14 protein-coding genes and 3 pseudogenes are annotated in these 18,313 nt (G+C 35.1%); 6 read left to right on the top strand and 11 right to left on the bottom strand.

Going from position 1 to position 18,313, the window contains the following annotated elements:
• Positions 1-13 precede the first annotated feature (13 nt).
• A pseudogene (locus DN408_RS01465) lies at positions 14-725 on the bottom strand (IS6 family transposase).
• Positions 726-1,240: 515 nt separating this feature from the next.
• Between DN408_RS01465 and DN408_RS01460 the strand changes: the two are divergent.
• Positions 1,241-1,714, top strand: a complete 474-nt coding sequence (locus tag DN408_RS01460; protein WP_002166724.1) for a hypothetical protein — start codon at positions 1,241-1,243, stop codon at positions 1,712-1,714.
• 606 nt (positions 1,715-2,320) lie between these two features.
• On the opposite strand, the gene DN408_RS01455 is transcribed toward DN408_RS01460, so the two are convergent.
• Positions 2,321-3,190 carry a hypothetical protein gene (locus DN408_RS01455; protein ID WP_078178785.1) on the bottom strand — a complete coding sequence of 290 codons (870 nt, stop codon included), beginning with the start codon at positions 3,188-3,190 and terminating at the stop codon, positions 2,321-2,323.
• Positions 3,191-3,414: 224 nt separating this feature from the next.
• Here DN408_RS01455 and DN408_RS01450 point away from each other — a divergent pair, with 224 nt between their 5' ends.
• Complete coding sequence (locus DN408_RS01450) at positions 3,415-3,630, top strand: hypothetical protein (protein WP_002166722.1); 216 nt, start codon at positions 3,415-3,417, stop codon at positions 3,628-3,630.
• Here DN408_RS01450 and DN408_RS01445 read toward each other — a convergent pair.
• Positions 3,607-5,652: a sigma 54-interacting transcriptional regulator gene (locus DN408_RS01445; protein WP_147739938.1), complete on the bottom strand. Its 2,046-nt coding sequence runs from the start codon at positions 5,650-5,652 to the stop codon at positions 3,607-3,609. The genes DN408_RS01450 and DN408_RS01445 overlap by 24 nt on opposite strands.
• A 269-nt stretch (positions 5,653-5,921) precedes the next feature.
• On the opposite strand from DN408_RS01445, the gene DN408_RS01440 reads away from it, so the two are divergent.
• Both DN408_RS01440 and iadA read left to right on the top strand, forming a co-directional pair.
• Positions 5,922-7,334: a YfcC family protein gene (locus DN408_RS01440; protein ID WP_078178783.1), complete on the top strand. Its 1,413-nt coding sequence runs from the start codon at positions 5,922-5,924 to the stop codon at positions 7,332-7,334.
• Between the two features lie 36 nt (positions 7,335-7,370).
• On the top strand, positions 7,371-8,543 hold the full coding sequence (iadA, locus tag DN408_RS01435) for a beta-aspartyl-peptidase (RefSeq protein ID WP_078178782.1): 1,173 nt from the start codon (positions 7,371-7,373) through the stop codon (positions 8,541-8,543).
• 175 nt (positions 8,544-8,718) lie between these two features.
• Here iadA and tnpB read toward each other — a convergent pair whose 3' ends face one another.
• The gene (gene tnpB, locus DN408_RS01430; RefSeq protein WP_078178781.1) at positions 8,719-9,840 is read right to left on the bottom strand and encodes an IS200/IS605 family element RNA-guided endonuclease TnpB; all 1,122 of its coding nucleotides are present in this window, start codon (positions 9,838-9,840) and stop codon (positions 8,719-8,721) included.
• Positions 9,841-10,212: 372 nt separating this feature from the next.
• Between tnpB and DN408_RS31805 the strand changes: the two are divergent.
• Positions 10,213-10,339: pseudogene (locus tag DN408_RS31805) on the top strand (IS6 family transposase); the annotation flags it as partial.
• An 85-nt stretch (positions 10,340-10,424) separates the two neighbouring features.
• On the opposite strand, the gene DN408_RS01425 reads toward DN408_RS31805, so the two are convergent.
• The 5 genes and pseudogenes from DN408_RS01425 to DN408_RS31735 form a co-directional block, all read right to left on the bottom strand.
• Positions 10,425-12,239, bottom strand: a complete 1,815-nt coding sequence (locus tag DN408_RS01425; RefSeq protein ID WP_078178780.1) for an acyltransferase family protein — start codon at positions 12,237-12,239, stop codon at positions 10,425-10,427.
• 662 nt (positions 12,240-12,901) lie between these two features.
• Positions 12,902-13,417: pseudogene (locus DN408_RS01420) on the bottom strand (IS6 family transposase); the annotation flags it as partial.
• A 264-nt stretch (positions 13,418-13,681) separates the two neighbouring features.
• On the bottom strand, positions 13,682-14,383 hold the full coding sequence (locus DN408_RS01410; RefSeq protein ID WP_078178608.1) for a YrrS family protein: 702 nt from the start codon (positions 14,381-14,383) through the stop codon (positions 13,682-13,684).
• A 238-nt stretch (positions 14,384-14,621) separates the two neighbouring features.
• On the bottom strand, positions 14,622-15,056 hold the full coding sequence (locus tag DN408_RS01405; protein ID WP_078178607.1) for a sodium:proton symporter: 435 nt from the start codon (positions 15,054-15,056) through the stop codon (positions 14,622-14,624).
• Between the two features lie 310 nt (positions 15,057-15,366).
• Positions 15,367-15,525, bottom strand: a complete 159-nt coding sequence (locus DN408_RS31735; protein WP_218943191.1) for a histidine kinase — start codon at positions 15,523-15,525, stop codon at positions 15,367-15,369.
• 204 nt (positions 15,526-15,729) lie between these two features.
• On the opposite strand from DN408_RS31735, the gene DN408_RS01400 reads away from it, so the two are divergent.
• On the top strand, positions 15,730-17,130 hold the full coding sequence (locus DN408_RS01400; RefSeq protein ID WP_078178606.1) for a zinc dependent phospholipase C family protein: 1,401 nt from the start codon (positions 15,730-15,732) through the stop codon (positions 17,128-17,130).
• 174 nt (positions 17,131-17,304) lie between these two features.
• Here the strand turns inward: DN408_RS01400 and DN408_RS01395 are convergent, their stop codons facing one another.
• Both DN408_RS01395 and DN408_RS01390 read right to left on the bottom strand, forming a co-directional pair.
• Positions 17,305-17,799, bottom strand: coding sequence for a hypothetical protein (locus DN408_RS01395; RefSeq protein WP_078178605.1), 495 nt, complete (start codon positions 17,797-17,799; stop codon positions 17,305-17,307).
• 53 nt (positions 17,800-17,852) lie between these two features.
• Positions 17,853-18,245, bottom strand: coding sequence for a transporter (locus DN408_RS01390; protein ID WP_078178604.1), 393 nt, complete (start codon positions 18,243-18,245; stop codon positions 17,853-17,855).
• Positions 18,246-18,313 lie beyond the last annotated feature (68 nt).

Here is an 18,313-nt window from a genome sequence, read left to right as displayed (position 1 = left end):
ATGGAATCTATTCTTATGTAGCCATTCCGAATAATTGATGAATAAACTTCATTTCATTTTGGACAGACTTGTCCCGTAAAATAAGTTGGCCTTTTTTAATGATATGCATCGCTTCTATTCCTGAAAGAATAGATTTAGCTGTACGAAAAGATTTCAATCCCAACATTGAACGAACTCTCTTTTTAATAAAACGATGATCTTGCTCTACAATGTTATTAAGGTATTTTATATGCCTTATTTGGATGCCTGCCTACAGGCATCTTTTTCTCTTTCTTTAACTCTTCAATCGCTATAGGATAGGCCGGATTTTTGTCTACTGTAATCACACGGGGCTTTGGAACATGAAAAAACTGCAAAGCTTTCTTGAAAAAAAGCTTTGCAGCCCTATGATCTCTTGTTTTGCTTAAATGAAAATCAATCGTATTTTCTTTTGAATCAACAGCACGATATAGGTACATCCATCGACCTTTGACTTTCACATACGTCTCATCGACTCGCCAAGAATCATTGGTTGATTTAAGATGACTTCGTACGCGCTTATCTAATTCGGGACCATATTGATGAACCCATCGCATGATAGTTGTATGAGCAAGAGATAGCCCACGTTCTTCCATCATTTCGACTAAATCACGAAAACTGAGGTTGTACCGTAGGTACCATCTCACGGTTAATAAAGTAATATCCGGTTGATAATGTTTCCACTTGAATAGATTTTGCTTTTCCATACCAATCGCATCCTTTTTTAGGGTGCTAGTATCAGTATGTCCAAGTTGGATAGGCCATTTTCATATACTTCAAAGTTTTTGCACCAGAACCAAAAATCGTATCATCAAAAAATTGAAGAAAATGTTAATGAGACTTTATCGTGCTTAGCATGGTGAAAAACGAACTATAGTATTGGCTCGTTTTTTATTATGCACTTTTACATACAGGGTTATTTTTTCTTGTAAATAGGTAATAGTAGTATATAATAAAAATAACGTTTTACCAATAAAAGGTAAATAAGAAGGTAGGATAAGTAAATAACCAAAACGTATTAACAGATTTATTCTATGTAAATCATGATACATATATGGAATCAAAACTATGGAATTTTATGTAGAGATTAGATTACTACACGATAAAAGATTAATAGCGAATACACTCGAGGAAAAACAGCGTTCGATTAGATTAGTGTTATAAAACTACTTAATGTGATATCTATCGAACGAATTGAGAATATACTTAGGGGGAATTTCAAGTGAAAGCATTTGGTAAAGTATTATTAACAGGAGCTTTAGCTTTGGGCGGTTTCACGGTTATGAACATTGATACACCTAAAGCACATGCTGACGGAGCAAGCGAGTTCTGTCGTTATATCTGTGGTCCTAGCGAAACAGTGAATGGTGTTACAGTTCAAGTACACGCTACGGAATACCGATTTGGGCAAAACGTAATTGCAAGAATTACAAATGACCGAGCTGAAGATATTCATTACAATGTCAGCATCGAGAAGAAATACGGCGATAACTGGGGAGAATATGATACTTTCTTCCATTGGCAAAATCAATGGGTTCCAGCTGGAGCAAATGATGAAATTTCTACTTTCACAGGATATGGCGAAGACATTGGAGACAATGGAACATACCGTTACAAAGTTGAAATTGTAAGTGCTGATGGTTCTGTAGATACAATTTACACAGTTGGAATGACAGTTACAGGAAGAGGAGAATAATCATGAAAAAATAAGCTTTTCGGAGCTTATTTTTTATATATAAAATTGAATATTAATATTCAGAAATAGATAGGTAGGGAGCGAAACAGTCCCAACCTATTTTATAAATTCCACGTATTCACCTAATGGTGCATATGTGTTTATGATCCTACTTCTTCTTTTTCTATCTTTTGCAACATAAGGTTTTTTAAATTATCAACGCTTTCTAAATTGACAACACATTCTTTTATATTACCAAGATGTAATTCTAACGAATCACCTTCTACAAGATGTAAAGTTATAATTCGATACTCTCTTTATGATTTAAAATAATTTCCCTTGTAAAAAAACGCTTTTGTAATATTGTTTTCATATTCTTCTTCTGTTAACGGATAACCTTTGTATCTATCGAAATAATTAACGAAACCACGTTTGGCACCTATATCAGCGGTTTCAAAAGCATCTTTTACTTTATAATTAAGATAATTATATCAATTGAATCTCTCATAATCTATTTTGATATACAAGAAAACCCGAATCATCATATCCAAAAAGTAACATCCATTTCTATGCAAAAAAGACGACATAAAAGTCGCCTATTTTAATTTCTATATTAGGTAGAACCAATCAAACTCTTTTTGTTAGAATGTTTTTGAACTCTTTCTCCTTTTCATCCATCATATTCGGATTCGGAAACGCTTTTGCAATGACAAGTAATTCATTTGCTATTTCATATGTTAATGTATCTAGCTGTTTCATTTCTTCTTTATTTTTATTACGCAATGGCTGATAAACTTCCTTATATTGAAGTGTGTAATTTTGAATTCGTTTAGATGTTTCTATCAAATTTTCTTGTTTCGTTTGGACCATCAGTTCCTGAATTTTATCACTGTACCTCACCATTTCGTCAAAAGAACGTGTAAAAGACTTCTTTTTTTGATAAAGTTCTTCATAGCTAAAAGGATATCCTCGCAACTTGAAATTATACAAAGACAACACAAACCATTCCATCTTTTGATTTAACTCATAGTAAAACGTTTCACTCGCTTCTTCCTCTTTTGAGTTGATATGCTCAAATCGTTCATCGTTTTTCTTCATGACTGTATCAGCTGACTTGAAAGAAAACGAGTAGAAGTCTGTTTTGTCTTTGACCAGTACTGATCCATGATCAAAACTACATGTTAAATCTCCGCAATCAAAACTGGTATTCAAAGTCTGATTATCAATTTCTTTCTTCCAATCTGTTAACACTTTTACTTTTTCGTTATGTGACAAGTTATGAAAAGCATCGTTTCCATGAATTACAACATCAAGAAATTGCATATTTTCAAGCGTTTCCCTTTTCTCATAGGATAAACCACGGTCAGAGTATGAATGTAGACTAATCTTTTTATCATATCCACGTAATTCCTCCTCAATTTTCGAAACATCCATCTTTGCGCAACCTGTAATTAAAAATAGCACAACGGCTACTATAAATAACTGTACCTTTTTCATAGAACACCCCTGTTTACTTTATAGTTAACATTATTTATATAAGATAATAAAGCACTTATATGTATTCTGCTTCTAGCGTTCATATTCCCCTATCCAGATGTTTTTTGGCATCGTTTTCTTTTCCAATATTAAGATATACAACTTAACATCTGACTTGTGTTATAGTAAACTGGCAATATTTTTGCACAATAATAAAGTAAACTAATATGCAGGGAAATTAAACGATGACAGAAGAGAAATACACAGCTACGTACCAATTTGGTAAAACAACTGTACACGTTGTATCACCAAGCTTTAAATCCAAGGATGAAATAGAAAAAGTAAACCGAAATATACATGCTGCCGCTTGGAAAATCATTCGAGAAGTACCAGCGGAAGAAAAAATACCGAAAAATCAAAATATAGGAATGGTTTCTTTAACAATACACAGCATACTTTGATTTAAGAAAATACAGATACTCTATTCCAGCATCAGTAATCTTTGTACCGGCTCGCCCTCTTCCTTTTACGACAAATCCTTCACTTTCTAAAATATCCAGGCGGCGACGGATTTGCTGTGGCGATAAAGCAAAGTCTGATTCTTTGCTTTTACTTGAAAGCAGATCTCTGCTTGCCGCCTTTCCTTTTTCGTTACATTGCTTGATTACTTCCAAGATAAAAACATGCTCCTTCATTTCCAGTATACTTCCACATACGGAATATTCGGATTTCACGCTGCCCCCCTCTTGTCCCAGCATGGACGGAAGATCTCCTTTCGTCACGACATTTCCCTCACAAATTGTCAGCATATAATCAATTGTGCTTTTTAATTCTCGTATATTTCCAGGCCATTCATATTGCATGAAATACTCCAGCACATCTTGTTCTATCTTTACCCATTTTCCGCTCTTTGTGATGAAATGTTTAATCAAAATTGGTATATCCGCTCTTCTCTCAATGAGTGGTGGAATGCAGAGATTAAGTACATTCAACCGGTAAAATAAATCGACTTTGAATGAACCGGCCCTTATCTTTCCTTGAAGATCTTTATTTGTTGCGGTAATCACTCGAACATTAACAGGTATAATTCTTACACCACCGATTCTGCGGATTTCTCCCTCCTGCAGAACACGCAGCAGATGTGATTGAACAGTAAGACTTATGTCCCCGATTTCATCCAAAAAGATAGTTCCGTTATCCGCTAATTCAAACAGACCTTTCTTGCCCCCCTTTTGTGCTCCTGTAAATGTCCCTTCTTCGTAACCAAACAATTCACTTTCAAGCAGGCTCTCTGTTAATGCGCTACAATTTACAGCCAGAAACGGTCCGTTTTTTCGCAATGAATGCTCATGAATAGCATGGGCAAACAGTTCTTTTCCTGTCCCTGTTTCACCCTGAATTAAAATCGGATGTTCCGATAAGGCAAGTTTCTTGGCGATACGCTTACGCTCTTTCATTACAATATGTTCGCCGATAATATCCTCAAATCCGTATTTTGTATGAAATCCTTTATTACGCATTTCTCTTTGCGCTGTTTTTTCAATTTCAAAGGCTTGATGTACACTCTTAAAAGTTGCGACAATTGTATTTTCTTGCATCATTTGCAAACGAAAAATTACGACATCTACACCATCTATGTCGAAGAACTTGCTTTCATCCTTTCCATTCATAATGAAATCGGTAATATCCCGACGACTCATCACATGTTCTACATACTCATTAACCACATCTTGCGCCACAATATGAAACAATGCCGTAAGACGTTCATTGAATACCGTAATCCGCCCTTCCTGGTTAACGACTAATATTCCATCATCGACAGTTCCTAACACATTTTGGATGTGCTCACTCATCTGCTTAGCATCCCGCTCTGCATGTAATAACTTACGTTGTAATTCAATGATATTGCTAATATACCTTTCTGAAATCTTCGAGGATATATCCTTGCTCAAACCACAACATTCTACAACTTCCAGAATTGTTGTCATATCAAAAAGACGTACACCTATATCAATTACTTCTTTTATGTAAGAAGGGCACAGATGTGTTTCTCCTGGCGAAACAGCAATTCGAACATCATCATAAAACAATACCCCCTTCCGAAAAGGGATAAATTGAATATGATTTATACCAAGTTGATATAAGGATTCAATAAGATTTATTGTTGCATCATCATTATCATTCACCACTAGAACTGATGAATCTTCAGGTATTCTTAAAAGTTTATCAATGTATTCATGATGAACTGTTCTCTTTCCCACAATTATTTTCTCAGCATTCACGCTATACATACCTTTTGTTTGATCATAAACAGAAGCTGATGAATACAAAATAATTGTATCTTCAAGAGACTGCGGTATTCCCTCATCCGCTGCATGGCTTTTAATATAAACATAGTCTCCAAGCAATTGTTCTAGTTGCTCCTGTAAGGCTTGCGTTGTTTTTGAGCTTCCAGCTATAAGTGTAAGTGAGGATTTTAACATTAAGACACCTGCCTATATTTAAATTGGTTCTATTATATCGCCAAAAAAGGACAATAAAAACCAAAATCTCTACTCTTGCCATAAAAATCTCCTTAAAAATCACACTATCAATATTGGCACACATATTGCATATATAAATTAATGAAGTGTCCGAGGTTATGAAAAGGAGGGAAACAGCAGAATACGAGAAAAGAACATGGTCTATTAGCGGTATTTTTGTAAGCGTTCTATTTCAATCCATTTATTTTAAATACAAAGGAGGAACACATATGAGCCAACTACAAGAACAGGCTGTTTCACTTGGAAAAAAAGAGAAAAAAATTAATGTTTTTGTATTGCTATTCGGCATTCTCGTAATAGCGACTCTATTAACTTATTTTTTACCGACCGGAGAATATGCACGGATTGAAGTGAATAACCGGACTACTGTAGACCCAAATTCTTTTAAATCAATAGAATCTGCTCCGGTCGGATTTTTCGATATGATAAAAGCTGTCCATACAGGAATGGTAGAAGCCGGCAATATTATATTTTTCTTATTGATTATCGGAGGATTTTTTGGTGCCTTAAGAGCAACTGGTACGGTTGATGTGCTTATCGCTACAATGGCTAGGAAGTTGGCGACGCGTGAAAAACTATTGATTCCTGTCGTGACGCTGTTTTTCGCTGTAGGTGGCTCTTTAATGGGGATGGCGGAAGAAACACTAGCTTATCTTCCTCTTATCATTCCACTGGCGTTGGCTCTGGGATTTGATGCAATTACAGGAACTGCTATCGTCATAGTAGGAGCATTGTCAGGGTTTACAACTGCCATCATGAATCCTTTCACAGTAGGGCTTGCACAAGGAATCGCAGAATTACCGATGTTCTCAGGCATAGTGTTTCGCCTTATTTTATTTGTTATCATCTACCTTGTTTCTGTTCTTTATATCTATCGTTACGCAATGAAGGTAAAGAAAAATCCTTCTATTGGCATCTATGGAAAATATACAAAAGAAGAAGCGGAAAAATTACTACAATCAAGTGAGAAGTTAACAGCAAGACATAAGTTCATCTTAGGAGCTTTTGTAATTAATTATATCGTTTTGGCGTTTGGTGTAATCAAATTCGAATGGTACATTACAGAAATTTCATCTTTATTCCTTTTATTGACAATAATGATTGGGATCATCGGAAAACTATCTGCAGATCAGATTGTTAACTCCTTTATCAACGGCTCTGCATCCTTGCTCGGTGGCGCCTTGATTATCGGTGTATCGCGCGCCATTCTTGTTGTATTAAATGAGGGGCATATCGTTGACCCTATGCTGCATCAATTATCTGTATCAATCAAGCATATTCCGGACTATTTAAGCGTTGTTGGCATGTACAATTTCCAAGCTCTTATTCATTTTGTTCTAGCATCTGGCACGGGTCATGCGATGCTGACAATGCCGATTATGGTGCCACTTGCAGACTTATTGGGTATTACACGCCAAACTGCAGTGTTATCGTTTTCTTTTGCTGACGGAATCGGAAATATGATTTTTCCGACCGCTACGACCTTAATGGCAGGCTTGGCGATTGCAGGAATTTCTTGGACAAAGTGGGCAAAGTGGATTCTACCACTTGTATTCATTCACTATCTCATCGGATTAGTAGCGGTTATCATAGCTCACTTCATAGGATATGGTCCATTCTGATATAAAACGAAAAGTATTGACAGGAGGAGAAAAGAATTGATTACCTTAATAAAAAATGGAGAAGTATACGCACCCAACTACCTAGGACGGAAAGACATATTAATTGCAGATGATAAAATCGCATTCATAGATGATAGAATCGCAATTCCTAACAACTTTGCTCCTATTCTAGTCATTGATGCGGCAAATCTTTTGGTTGTTCCGGGATTTATCGATTCACACGTTCATATTATTGGTGGAGGCGGAGAAGGCGGATTCAAAACCCGCACACCTGAGCTGATGCTTACTGATATTACAACTGCAGGTATTACAACACTAGTCGGTTTACTCGGTACTGACGGGACAACACGTAAAATGGAAAGTCTGCTTGCCAAGGCGCGGGCACTTGAAGAAGAGGGAGTTTCTTGTTTCATTCACACAGGCTCCTATCAAGTGCCAGTAAAAACGCTGACGGGAAAAATCGAAGATGATATTATTTTAATTGACAAAATTATCGGTGTTGGAGAGATTGCTATCTCCGACCATAGATCATCAGAACCTACATTTGAGGAAATAGTTAAAGTCGCCACTGCCGCACGCAATGGCGGTATTCTGTCAGGAAAAGCTGGCATAATAGAAGTTCATGTAGGGGACGGAGAAGGCAAACTTTCATTGTTACATGAAATTGCGGATAAAACCAACATTCCGATTCGGCACTTCCATCCAACACATATAAACCGAAACGAAGAATTATTCAGGGCGGGTATTGATTACGCAAAGCGAGGCGGTTACGTAGACTTTACCACAAGTACTACTCCTCAATTTTTGGAGGACGGGGAAGTGAAATGCAGTGAGGCATTACGTATAATGCTTGAAGATGGGGTCCCAGTCGGACACATCACCTTCTCCTCAGATGGACAGGCCAGCCTCCCTTTCTTTGACAACAATGGGGAGTATGCAGGCCTTCAAGTCGGAAAAGTATCTTCGCTATTTCACGAAGTACGAGAATCTGTTTTAGTGGAAGGTATTCCGTTAGAAACGGCACTAGAAGTCATTACCACGAATCCCGCACAATTGCTGAAGCTTTCAAGTAAAGGTTGTATCCAAATCGGAAAGGATGCTGACATCGTATTGTTAGAAAATGGAACGTTGGACATTCACAGCGTCATTGCAAAAGGAAAGTTTATGGTAGACAATAAAGTTCCGATAGTGAAGGGAACTTTTGAATAAGAAAAATAAGAAGCTTCTATTACAAAAATCATTTAAAGACAATAGAAAAATATGACACTTATACAAATGAATAATATATAAACATAAGACCACCGGTTTATTGAACTACCCCCACTTTCACTTCGTTTAGAAGTGGGGGATTCCTAAGTAAAGAGTTCTATTGAACTCTAATTTATTAGGCTATCTCCGCAGTCCTTGCGGTTAGAAGCTTTATCGCTTCATTCTTTAGATTGATACTTGCGTTAATATCCCTATCATGGTGTGTAAGGCAAGAAGGGCAGTCCCATTTACGTAGGTTTAGATTTTTAACGTCTTTGTTTTGATATCCACAACAAGAACATAATTGGCTTGAAGCAAATGTTTTCGATACGACAATGATTTGTTTGCCGTACCATTTCGCTTTATATTCCAACATGGTTCGAAACTGTGACCATGATACCTCACTAATTGCTTTTGCTAACTTATGATTCTTTAACATATTAGATACTTGCAAATCTTCTATACCGATAACATCGTGGTTTTTGATGATTTCAGTTGAGATTTTGTCCAAGTAATCTTTTCTGGCATTTGCCATGTATTCATGAATTCTAGCTACCTTTACTCGTTGTTTATTCCAGCGAGAAGATCCTTTCATTCTTCTAGAAAGAACACGCTGTGCTTTTACCAACTTCTCTTCTAACGATCGAAAAAACTTCGGATTTTTATAGGTTGTTCCATCTGACAAAATGGCGAAATCTTTTAGTCCCACATCCATTCCAATGTAAGAATTTGTTTTCGGAAGTTCTTGCACTTCTGTTTCAACTAACAATGACACAAAGTATCTGCCAGAAGAGTTCCGTCTAACCGTAGCATTTAAAATACGTCCTTTTACTTCACGACTTTTGGCAAATCGAACAAGACCTAGTTTTGGCAATTTTATTTTGTTTCCTACAACGGCAATGTTTTCATTTGTTTGTTTTGTGGTATAAGATTGTATGTTGTTCTTCTTAGATTTGAAACGCGGGGCATTGTTTTGTTTTTTGAAAAGGCGTGTATAAGCATCCGCAAGGTTGCGAACAGACGACTGAATCGCAATACTATCCACTTCTTTTAGCCAAACAAACTCTTTCTTCATGGCAGGAAGTTTGGCAGAGCATGTACCATATGTCAAACCTTTTCCTGTTTTTTTGTATGCATTATCCCATAGAGATAGGAAATGATTGAATACAAAACGAGAACAGCCAATCGTTTTATTGATTAGGGTCGTTTGTGCTTTATTTGGATAGATACGAAATTTATATGCTTTATTGATCATCATTCGTTTCACCCCCATTTCGATATGTATCTATTATACAACAAACGTACATTCGATAGGTAGTGAAGTAACAGTTTATATATGTCGAACAATTAAGATGGCTTCCTGCCATCCCTTATTCGAAGCCAATTCATCCCCCACATACTCACTTCGCGTTCCTTGAGGAAGGAGTCTTCTTGGCTAAAATGATAAAAAGGTGAAAGAAATTAATCTACTAACCTCCTTTCACCTTCTCTCTAACTTTCTAACGATACCCAATTCTGGTTCAAAAATAAGCCCAAAGAATTAAATAATTCTTTGGGCTTATTTTTAAAGAAAGGAAGCTACATTCTTTGGGCTTATTTTTAAAGTTAGGAAGCTACATTCTTTCTTCCTATTAATAATTTCACTGAGCATGACCATCGACATGTATAGCGACAGACACTTTTCCAAATCCACAGGATTTCAAAGCCTACGTCATGACTCACGTATAGTAACAGGCATCGAAACCATTCATTATTGATGACTGTAAAAAATTTGTCTTTTTCAACCATAAATCTTTTATATTTCAATTAACTTTGCAACAGAAGTTTATAAAGCATATCGAATTATTGATTCACAGCTTTGACTACAAGTGCTGCGTATGCTTCTGCACCTACTTTGGTTAAATGCACACCATCAGGTGCAAAGTAGTCTCTCTTTCCAGCACTTGCTGTATACCAATCGACTAGAGTTACATTCGGATATTTAGATACCGTCACTTTCAATCTCTCATTCACGATTGATTCCCACGGACGTGGTACCCTCGTATTAATAAATATCATTTTACATTCATGTCCAATTAATTCCATTAATGATACAAGTTGCTCCGTAGTAAAGGTTCCATTTGTACCTAACCCAATAATGACATAGTTTCCTAAATTCCCTTCATTCTTTAACTGTTCAACTACAGGAATCGCTTTTGACAGCTGGCGACCAATCTGTGCATCAATCCTAATATCAGGAAAAGTATTTTTTAAATATGGTGCAATATCAATCATAACGGAATCGCCTATCGCTGTAATGTTGGGAGAATTTTTAGGTTGCGCAGAATCTACTTCTTTTAATTCTTCTTGATTCTTGGGCGTCTCTTGAATTGGATTTTCCCAAACTGCAACTGGATGTTTCGCCGGTTGTGTTTGTACTACTTTTACCTTATCTGGTTGAGGCTTCTCCTTAGCCTTACTAACGTTTAATAACCCAAATACGGCTATCGACGAAACGAATAATGTACAAATTAAACCTAATTTAACACCTAAAGTGACATTTTGAAGCCTTAGGTTCCTAAACTGAATGTTCCGAAGCGCACCTTGTCGGATTGGTTTTTCGATAAACTTCCATGAAATTTGAGCAATCAATATAATTAGAAGAAATTGAAGGATTGCTCTTATTAGTGAAAAATCCCCAGCATTTACTTTTGGAGTCGTCAATGTAAGAATTGGATAATGCCAGAGGTATATGCCATACGATCTTATCCCTATCCAACGTAAAGGTCTAAATCGTAAAAATTGAGCAATGCGACTAGCCGGATGAGCAAGATTTGCTACTAACAATGCTGTTGCAATTGATAAGAGAACCATTCCTCCATTGTATAGAAATGGATCATATTGATTGGTCTTCCAAAACATAACCAAAATAATAATGAGAGCAATTCCTCCCACTATATCAAGAATGAAACGTGCCTTTGGCATAATTTTATTTGCAAGCCTATTGCTTGGCCAAATTAAGGCAAGTGCCGCTCCAATAAGTAAGGAAAAAGCCCTCGTATCTGTACCATAATATATTCTGCTCGGATCAGCTCCAGGTTCATACAAAATTGCCATTGCTAAAGCTGAAACAACAGCTCCCAGACAAATCAATAAAATCATACGAGATTGTTTTTTTATGTAGTAAAATCCTAAACTAATAATAAACGGCCAGACAACATAGAATTGTTCCTCAACTGCTAACGACCAAAAATGATTCAATGGAGAAAGCTGGTTAAAATTATCAAAGTACGATAATTTATGATAAATATACCACCAGTTACTAACATACAATAACGCCGCTAATGAATCTCCCCGCATTTTTTCAAGTAAAGAGCTATGAAAAATCGTAATCCATGCCAATATTATAACGAGCATAACAAACATTCCTGGAAGCAATCGTCTTGCCCTACTAAGCCAGAATTTTTTCAAATCAATTCTCTTATTTCTCTTCCACTCCATCGCTAGAATATCTGTAATTAAATAACCTGAAAGTACAAAAAATACAGTAACCCCTAAAAATCCTCCAGGCATCCACTTATAATTAATATGATACAAAATAACACCTAGTATAGCTAGGCCCCTTAGACTGTCCAGCCCAACCATATAACGACTATTTTTTTTAAAAGGTTTAGTCATCCTACATTCACCTCTATTTCTTGGAAATTAGGTTAATAATAGTGGTATAAAATGCTATTAATTTCCTAAAATCGTATAAGCTAAACTATTAAATACACCATTCGGGAAGGCTCTTTTATTATAATTACATGCACAGTAATCAATACTTTATCACGTTATCTGTTTCTGTTGTAAAAATTTTTAAAGTAGGTGTTTTTGCTCATCCCCCCGAAAAAGGGACATTTGCTTAATTAAAAAGTACACTTTTTGATACGTTTTTACAGACGTATCAAGGACTGACATTGTGAATATGATCTATAATGAATATATATAAGATTTCCTATAAAGAAACGTTATAAAAAAGGTCTACTCATTACGAGCAGGCTCTCTATTTTCCTCACCCAGCCTACTTTATTTTAAGCTTCGGCTGCTTCTGTAAACGTTGGTGCATAAGTAGAAAATAATAAAAATAATGATACTATAAGTCCTATGATTTTCTTCATACTCGCATCTCCTTATCAATTCATTAAAAAACCTTTTAATTATATATTAAGCTTTGATACTACCGAAATAATAAAAAAAGATATGCATAATTACATATTTCTCTTATTGATAGAATGTATGGTTCTGGTGTGAAAAATGATAAGTAAAAAAGAATCAAGGATTCCTAACGGAATCACCTGTTAAGCAGTTAATCCAAACAGCCGGTTCATAAAAATATTCCGATTTTGGACAGACTGGTCCTGCAAATCAATTTGTTCTTTTTTGAGCATATGCATGGCTTCAACACCACTCAATATAGCGGCTGATGTTTTGTATGATTTAAATCCCAACATAGAGCGTAGACGTTTTTTAATAAAACGATGATCTTGTTCTACTATGTTATTCAAGTACTTTTGTTGTCTAAGTTGCATACCATCAGGTATGCTTTTTTCTTTTTTCAACTGTTCGATAGCAATTGGATAAGCAGGATTCTTATCGACTGTTATAACACGAGGCTTTGAAACATGAAAAGACTGCAAAGCTTTCTTGAAAAAGCGCTTTGCAGCCTTATGATTTCTAGATTTACTCAAATAAAAGTCAATCGTGTTTCCTTCAGAATCAACAGCACGATATAAATACATCCATTGTCCTTTTATTTTTATGTATGTTTCGTCCACTCTCCATGAGTTATTCATTTGTTTGAGATGACGCCGAATTCATGCTACCGGTAAAATGATACGTGTCGTCAAGAACAAGACGCTAAACATCTGAACAAGAACCTGTACGGTATGGTGATAGTACCGTAGCTCCCGAACCTATACGGTCTGTCGTGAGAGTGGTGATGACACACCGCAACCTTGCACGTCAGCGATACCAGAAATGGACTTCTCCTTTGGTAGCAAGAACACCACTGATGTTAGTCAGCTTGCCCCTTTAGGGGTGGGAGTGTCAAATAATTCAAACATCATATAGAACCAAGTTTATTTTACTACTTGAACAGATACTGGTTTCCAGCCCTGATTCTCTACCCAATCAATATCAACCTTATATTTTTTATTACTTTGCTTATCTCGTACATTACCGTAGGCTTTATTTTCACCATTATTTCCAATAAAATCAAAAATCAATTGACCCTCTGGAGCATCAACAGCATAAGAAATTGCTTTTTTCATCTCATTCCAATCTACTGTTCCTTCTTTAAATTTCATTGCAGGTTTTGCTCCTTGCTCTGTACCAATTGGCTTCCAAGAAGGATTAGTTTGAGAACCCTTTTCTTGAGATGCCGTTTTTTCTCCCTCTTTATTTTCATTTTCGCTGGTTTTTACCGATTTTTCTGCTCTTTGTTTCTCTTCTAACAGTGCTGCTTCTCTCTCTTCACGTTTCTTCTCTTCTAACAGTGCTGCTTCTCTCTCCTCACGTTCCTTCTCTTCTAACTGCGCTGCTTCTTTCACTTCACGTTTCTTCTCTTCTAACTGCGCTGCTTCTTTCACTTCACGTTTCTTCTCTTCTATCTTTGTTGCTTTCTTTTCTTGAGCAATTGCTTTCTTTGATGTATCAGAAGGGGAAAACAACTGGTATGTCACTATACCAACTGTCACTAATACCAAAGTAAATGCAATATTAAAAATCACCTTTTTACGACGATTTTGTTGTTTTTCTTGAAACCTGCTTCCTTGTCCCATTTTTTAAACCTCCGAGTTTATTTTCTCTTCTAATCTTTATGCATTATCCTTATAATTCTTAATATTTTCATTAAACAATGGGAATGAATTACAATTCCCATACAAGATTTCATATCATAATAAAATTTGTGTTGTTTCAAGCATCTGACATATGTTATTCAAAAATATTTTAATACATTAAAAATTGATAAGCATCTGTTCGTAAGAAACCTTCAATTTTATTCAAAGGTGATTCCAATTACGTCCACATTAGATCTCCTGTAGAAATCTTTTTAACAATTAAGCCCCTTCTTCCCTTATTTATAATTTTCAAATTAAACTGCCCTCTATGGTACAATAAAGATATGTTGTTTTCTACTGGGGTATGTCGTAAAATCAAAAGGGATTTTATCTCTTTTACCTTTTTTTCAGAGTAACTTTCACCACTAGGAGATTCTATTATTCCTAATGTAATCTTTAATTCGCTTTCATCAAAAATCCAATCTTTATTAAGTTCCCTTATCTTTTGTATAAAGCTTCTTTTGGTTTTTCCTATATAGATCAATGTTTCATTCTTAGCATATACTCTAGAGATTGCAAATATTCCCTTCTTAAAAGCTTCTTCTCTATTATAAAAATCATTTAAACTATACAATCCATACCATTTAATATGTACTGTTTCTATTAACCTCACCTCATTTTTATGACAATATTATAATCTCTGAATGTTCAAATTATTATGGATACATAGCCTTGATTACTTGAATTATAAATAGTGCTTTTCAATAATACATTTTATTATTACTAATTTCAATAATGAATATGTACATATGTAGTATTGGATGGCCGCAAAAAAACATGGGAATTTAATTCAAGCCCTATATCAAAATGAAAATAAAAAACACCTGTGATATACACAAAGTACTTTTCTCTTGTCAATTTATCTATTTTCTTTTTATAACTCAAACTCCTTCGAATCGTACTTTTCTAGAGTTTGCTGCAATTCATTTTTTTTCATATGGAATATGTTTATCTGTCTGTACATCTTCAACATTTTCTCCACCTGCTAATAATCTCCTGTACTTAAAAGAGTGCCCTGTTAATAATGGTGTAATTATGTTGTATGGCCCTCCTTTTGTTTGATTACTTGTATCATAAAACAAGTATCTGAAGTTGATATGTAGTCTACTTTACTGATAAAAATAACAAATAAAAAAGGAAACCTGCATGTTCGTTATAGTGATTTTTATGTTATATATACTCATATTAATTTATTAATATGCAATATTACATATTAGGTTCCTCTATCTTCATGATATTGATGTATTTATAATACTTATATCTTCATATTTAGAAAGGAATAAAAAATGAAAAAAATCACATCAACACTATGTATAGCTGGAATGACTTTAACTATTTTAGGAGTAGCTCCTCAAAGTAGTTATGCTCATCTCGATCAAATTGATTTACCTGACAATGACCCTATTACCGCTCGATGGTCTGCAGAAGCTCCGTATCATTCTGATAAAAGTACACATTTATGGATTGCAAAACAAGCTATTGAAATTATGAAAACAGAATCTAGTGTTGAAGCAAATAAGCAGGCTGTGGACTTTTTAAATTATCCGCAATATAAAGATCTATTTTCTAAAGGATTATATGATGCAGATTATAATGCAGAGTTTAACGATGGCGGAACAGGAATAGGCGGTGTTTTTAAAGGTGGATGGAAATCCCATTTTTATGATCCTGATACTAAAGAAAATTATAGAGGAGAAACAGATCCAACCGCTCTTACACAAGGCAAGAAATACTTTTATGAATCTGGAGAACATTTACGAAATAAAGACTATGAAAAAGCTTTCTATTACTTAGGAGTAGCCACGCACTACTTTACAGATGCTACCCAACCTATGCATGCAGCAAATTTTACCGCAATTGATACGAGAGCTATAAAATATCATAGCTATTTTGAAAATTATGTTACAACCATTCAAGATCAATTTGCAGTCACTACTGGAGGGAATTATAACGACTCTCTATCTACACCTGAAGAATGGATTGATTATGCAGCCCGAGTAGCTAAACCTGAAATTCAAAATATCGCTAATGATAAAACATTTGAGTATTACAATAGCGGTAAGGCGCAATTGTGGCAAGAAATGGTTACCCCAGCTGTGCAGCGAAGCTTAGGAGAATCTGAGCGTAATACAGCAGGTTTCCTAAATCTTTGGTTTAAAACGTTTACTAAAAATGTACAAGCTCCAAGTTTAGAAACTGCACAAATCTATGATATAGCAGGAAATATTATAGAAGCAGGGAAAAACTATTATATCGTACCAAGTGAATCTCCTTTTCAAGGTCTAACGTTTGAATGGTATGTAGCAAATCGTTACGATTATGTTTTACTTGCAAATAATAAGAACAATGCTTTATCTGGTACACCTATAGAATTTGTATTTTACAAAGATAATGATGCAAAGCTACACCACGGTGAAAGCGTATACCTTCGCATGAATCATTCTAATTATGATCAATATCAATATTTAAATTGGTCCAAATATTCTAGTTGGGTTCACCTTGCTAAGAAATCTGATAGTTTAGCAGACTTTAAAATTCAAATTAACCCGGATAACCCGACAGAATATAATATTTTTACAGATGGTTATCCATTAAATTATGAGAATATAAATGCAGAGAAAAGTTGGATTGTACTAGGTGAAAAAACACAAAAACCTAGTACATGGAAGTTTGTACCTTTCAGATAACCTAAACACACTCGTTCCTAATCAGAACGAGTGTGTTTTTTGTTTTGAGGTATTTGCTTTTCTTAAGTTGATGGATGTGGGATCACCATACATGCCCATCAACTTAAGAACGGAAACAGTTTGATCAACTTAGGATTGTAGTTTGATAAACCGAGAGACCCTTTAGAATAGAAATCACTTTTGACACAAAACAATGATTTTATATGGTGTAGTTTGAGCTGGTATACTCATTGTTGTAAAACTATAAATAGCTATTAAATTTCGATTTACAAGATTACCTGTAAAGAATTGACCATTTGTTAATAAAATTTGAGTAGAAGGAGAAATATTTAATTTTAATTTTCCATCACTACTCTCCAACTGTTCATTAAAATAGTCTACTTTTACATTTTGATGCGGTGTATATTTTGCCATAACAATCGCTTGAAATTGTGGTGGGAAAATGAGAGGAACAGGAGCGTTAGCATCGTAAAACCCAGTTACTTTATCTCCTACTACTACCGTTGCATAGTCGATAAAATACGTATTCGGTTTCACTACAAAATTTATTAGATTCCCATAACCATTATCAACGGACATTAATTTATTACATCCTTTATCTTCGTTTGACCCTGTTACAAAATCGTTAATCATAGTTATTGTACCATCAAATGATTGAAATTTTTTCATTCAAATACCTCTTTTGTTTATATAATTAAACCCCTATCGTTACTCTATAATTTTTAAAAACATGTAAATGAAATAATCCTTCTCGTATCAATTCCAAAAATAACCCAAAACCTACCGTTCCATCTAAAACCAGCAACAGACCTTGGTCCTACAAAAATTGGGAAATACCAAAAATGTTCACCATTACTAAGCCATATATAAGTATTTCGAAATAAACATAATGAAATTGCTCCTGGATCAACAGCAAATGGTGAAGCAGTTGATTGTTGAGGAATAAATGATGGGGGAGGAGATGTTGGAGCTTGTGAACTTTGCTGTCCTGGAAAACTTGGTACACCTGGAAAACCTGGCATTCCAGGTATACCTGGAATCTGAGGACCAGAGAATTGACGATCGAAGCATTGATCATAATTTATATAAGGAAAATATATTGAATCATTATACATTTAAAAACCACCTCTTTATTTTTAAAACCCTCTAAATTATTAATATGTAATGTTGTTCGTATAGGAAG

The sequence above is a fragment of the Bacillus sp. AR13-1 genome, from assembly GCF_008042285.1.
In the GTDB taxonomy this organism is placed as follows: domain Bacteria; phylum Bacillota; class Bacilli; order Bacillales; family Bacillaceae_G; genus Bacillus_A; species Bacillus_A mycoides.
The sequence above is the reverse complement of the archived record's forward strand: the minus strand, read 5'-3'. Positions and strand labels throughout refer to the sequence as shown.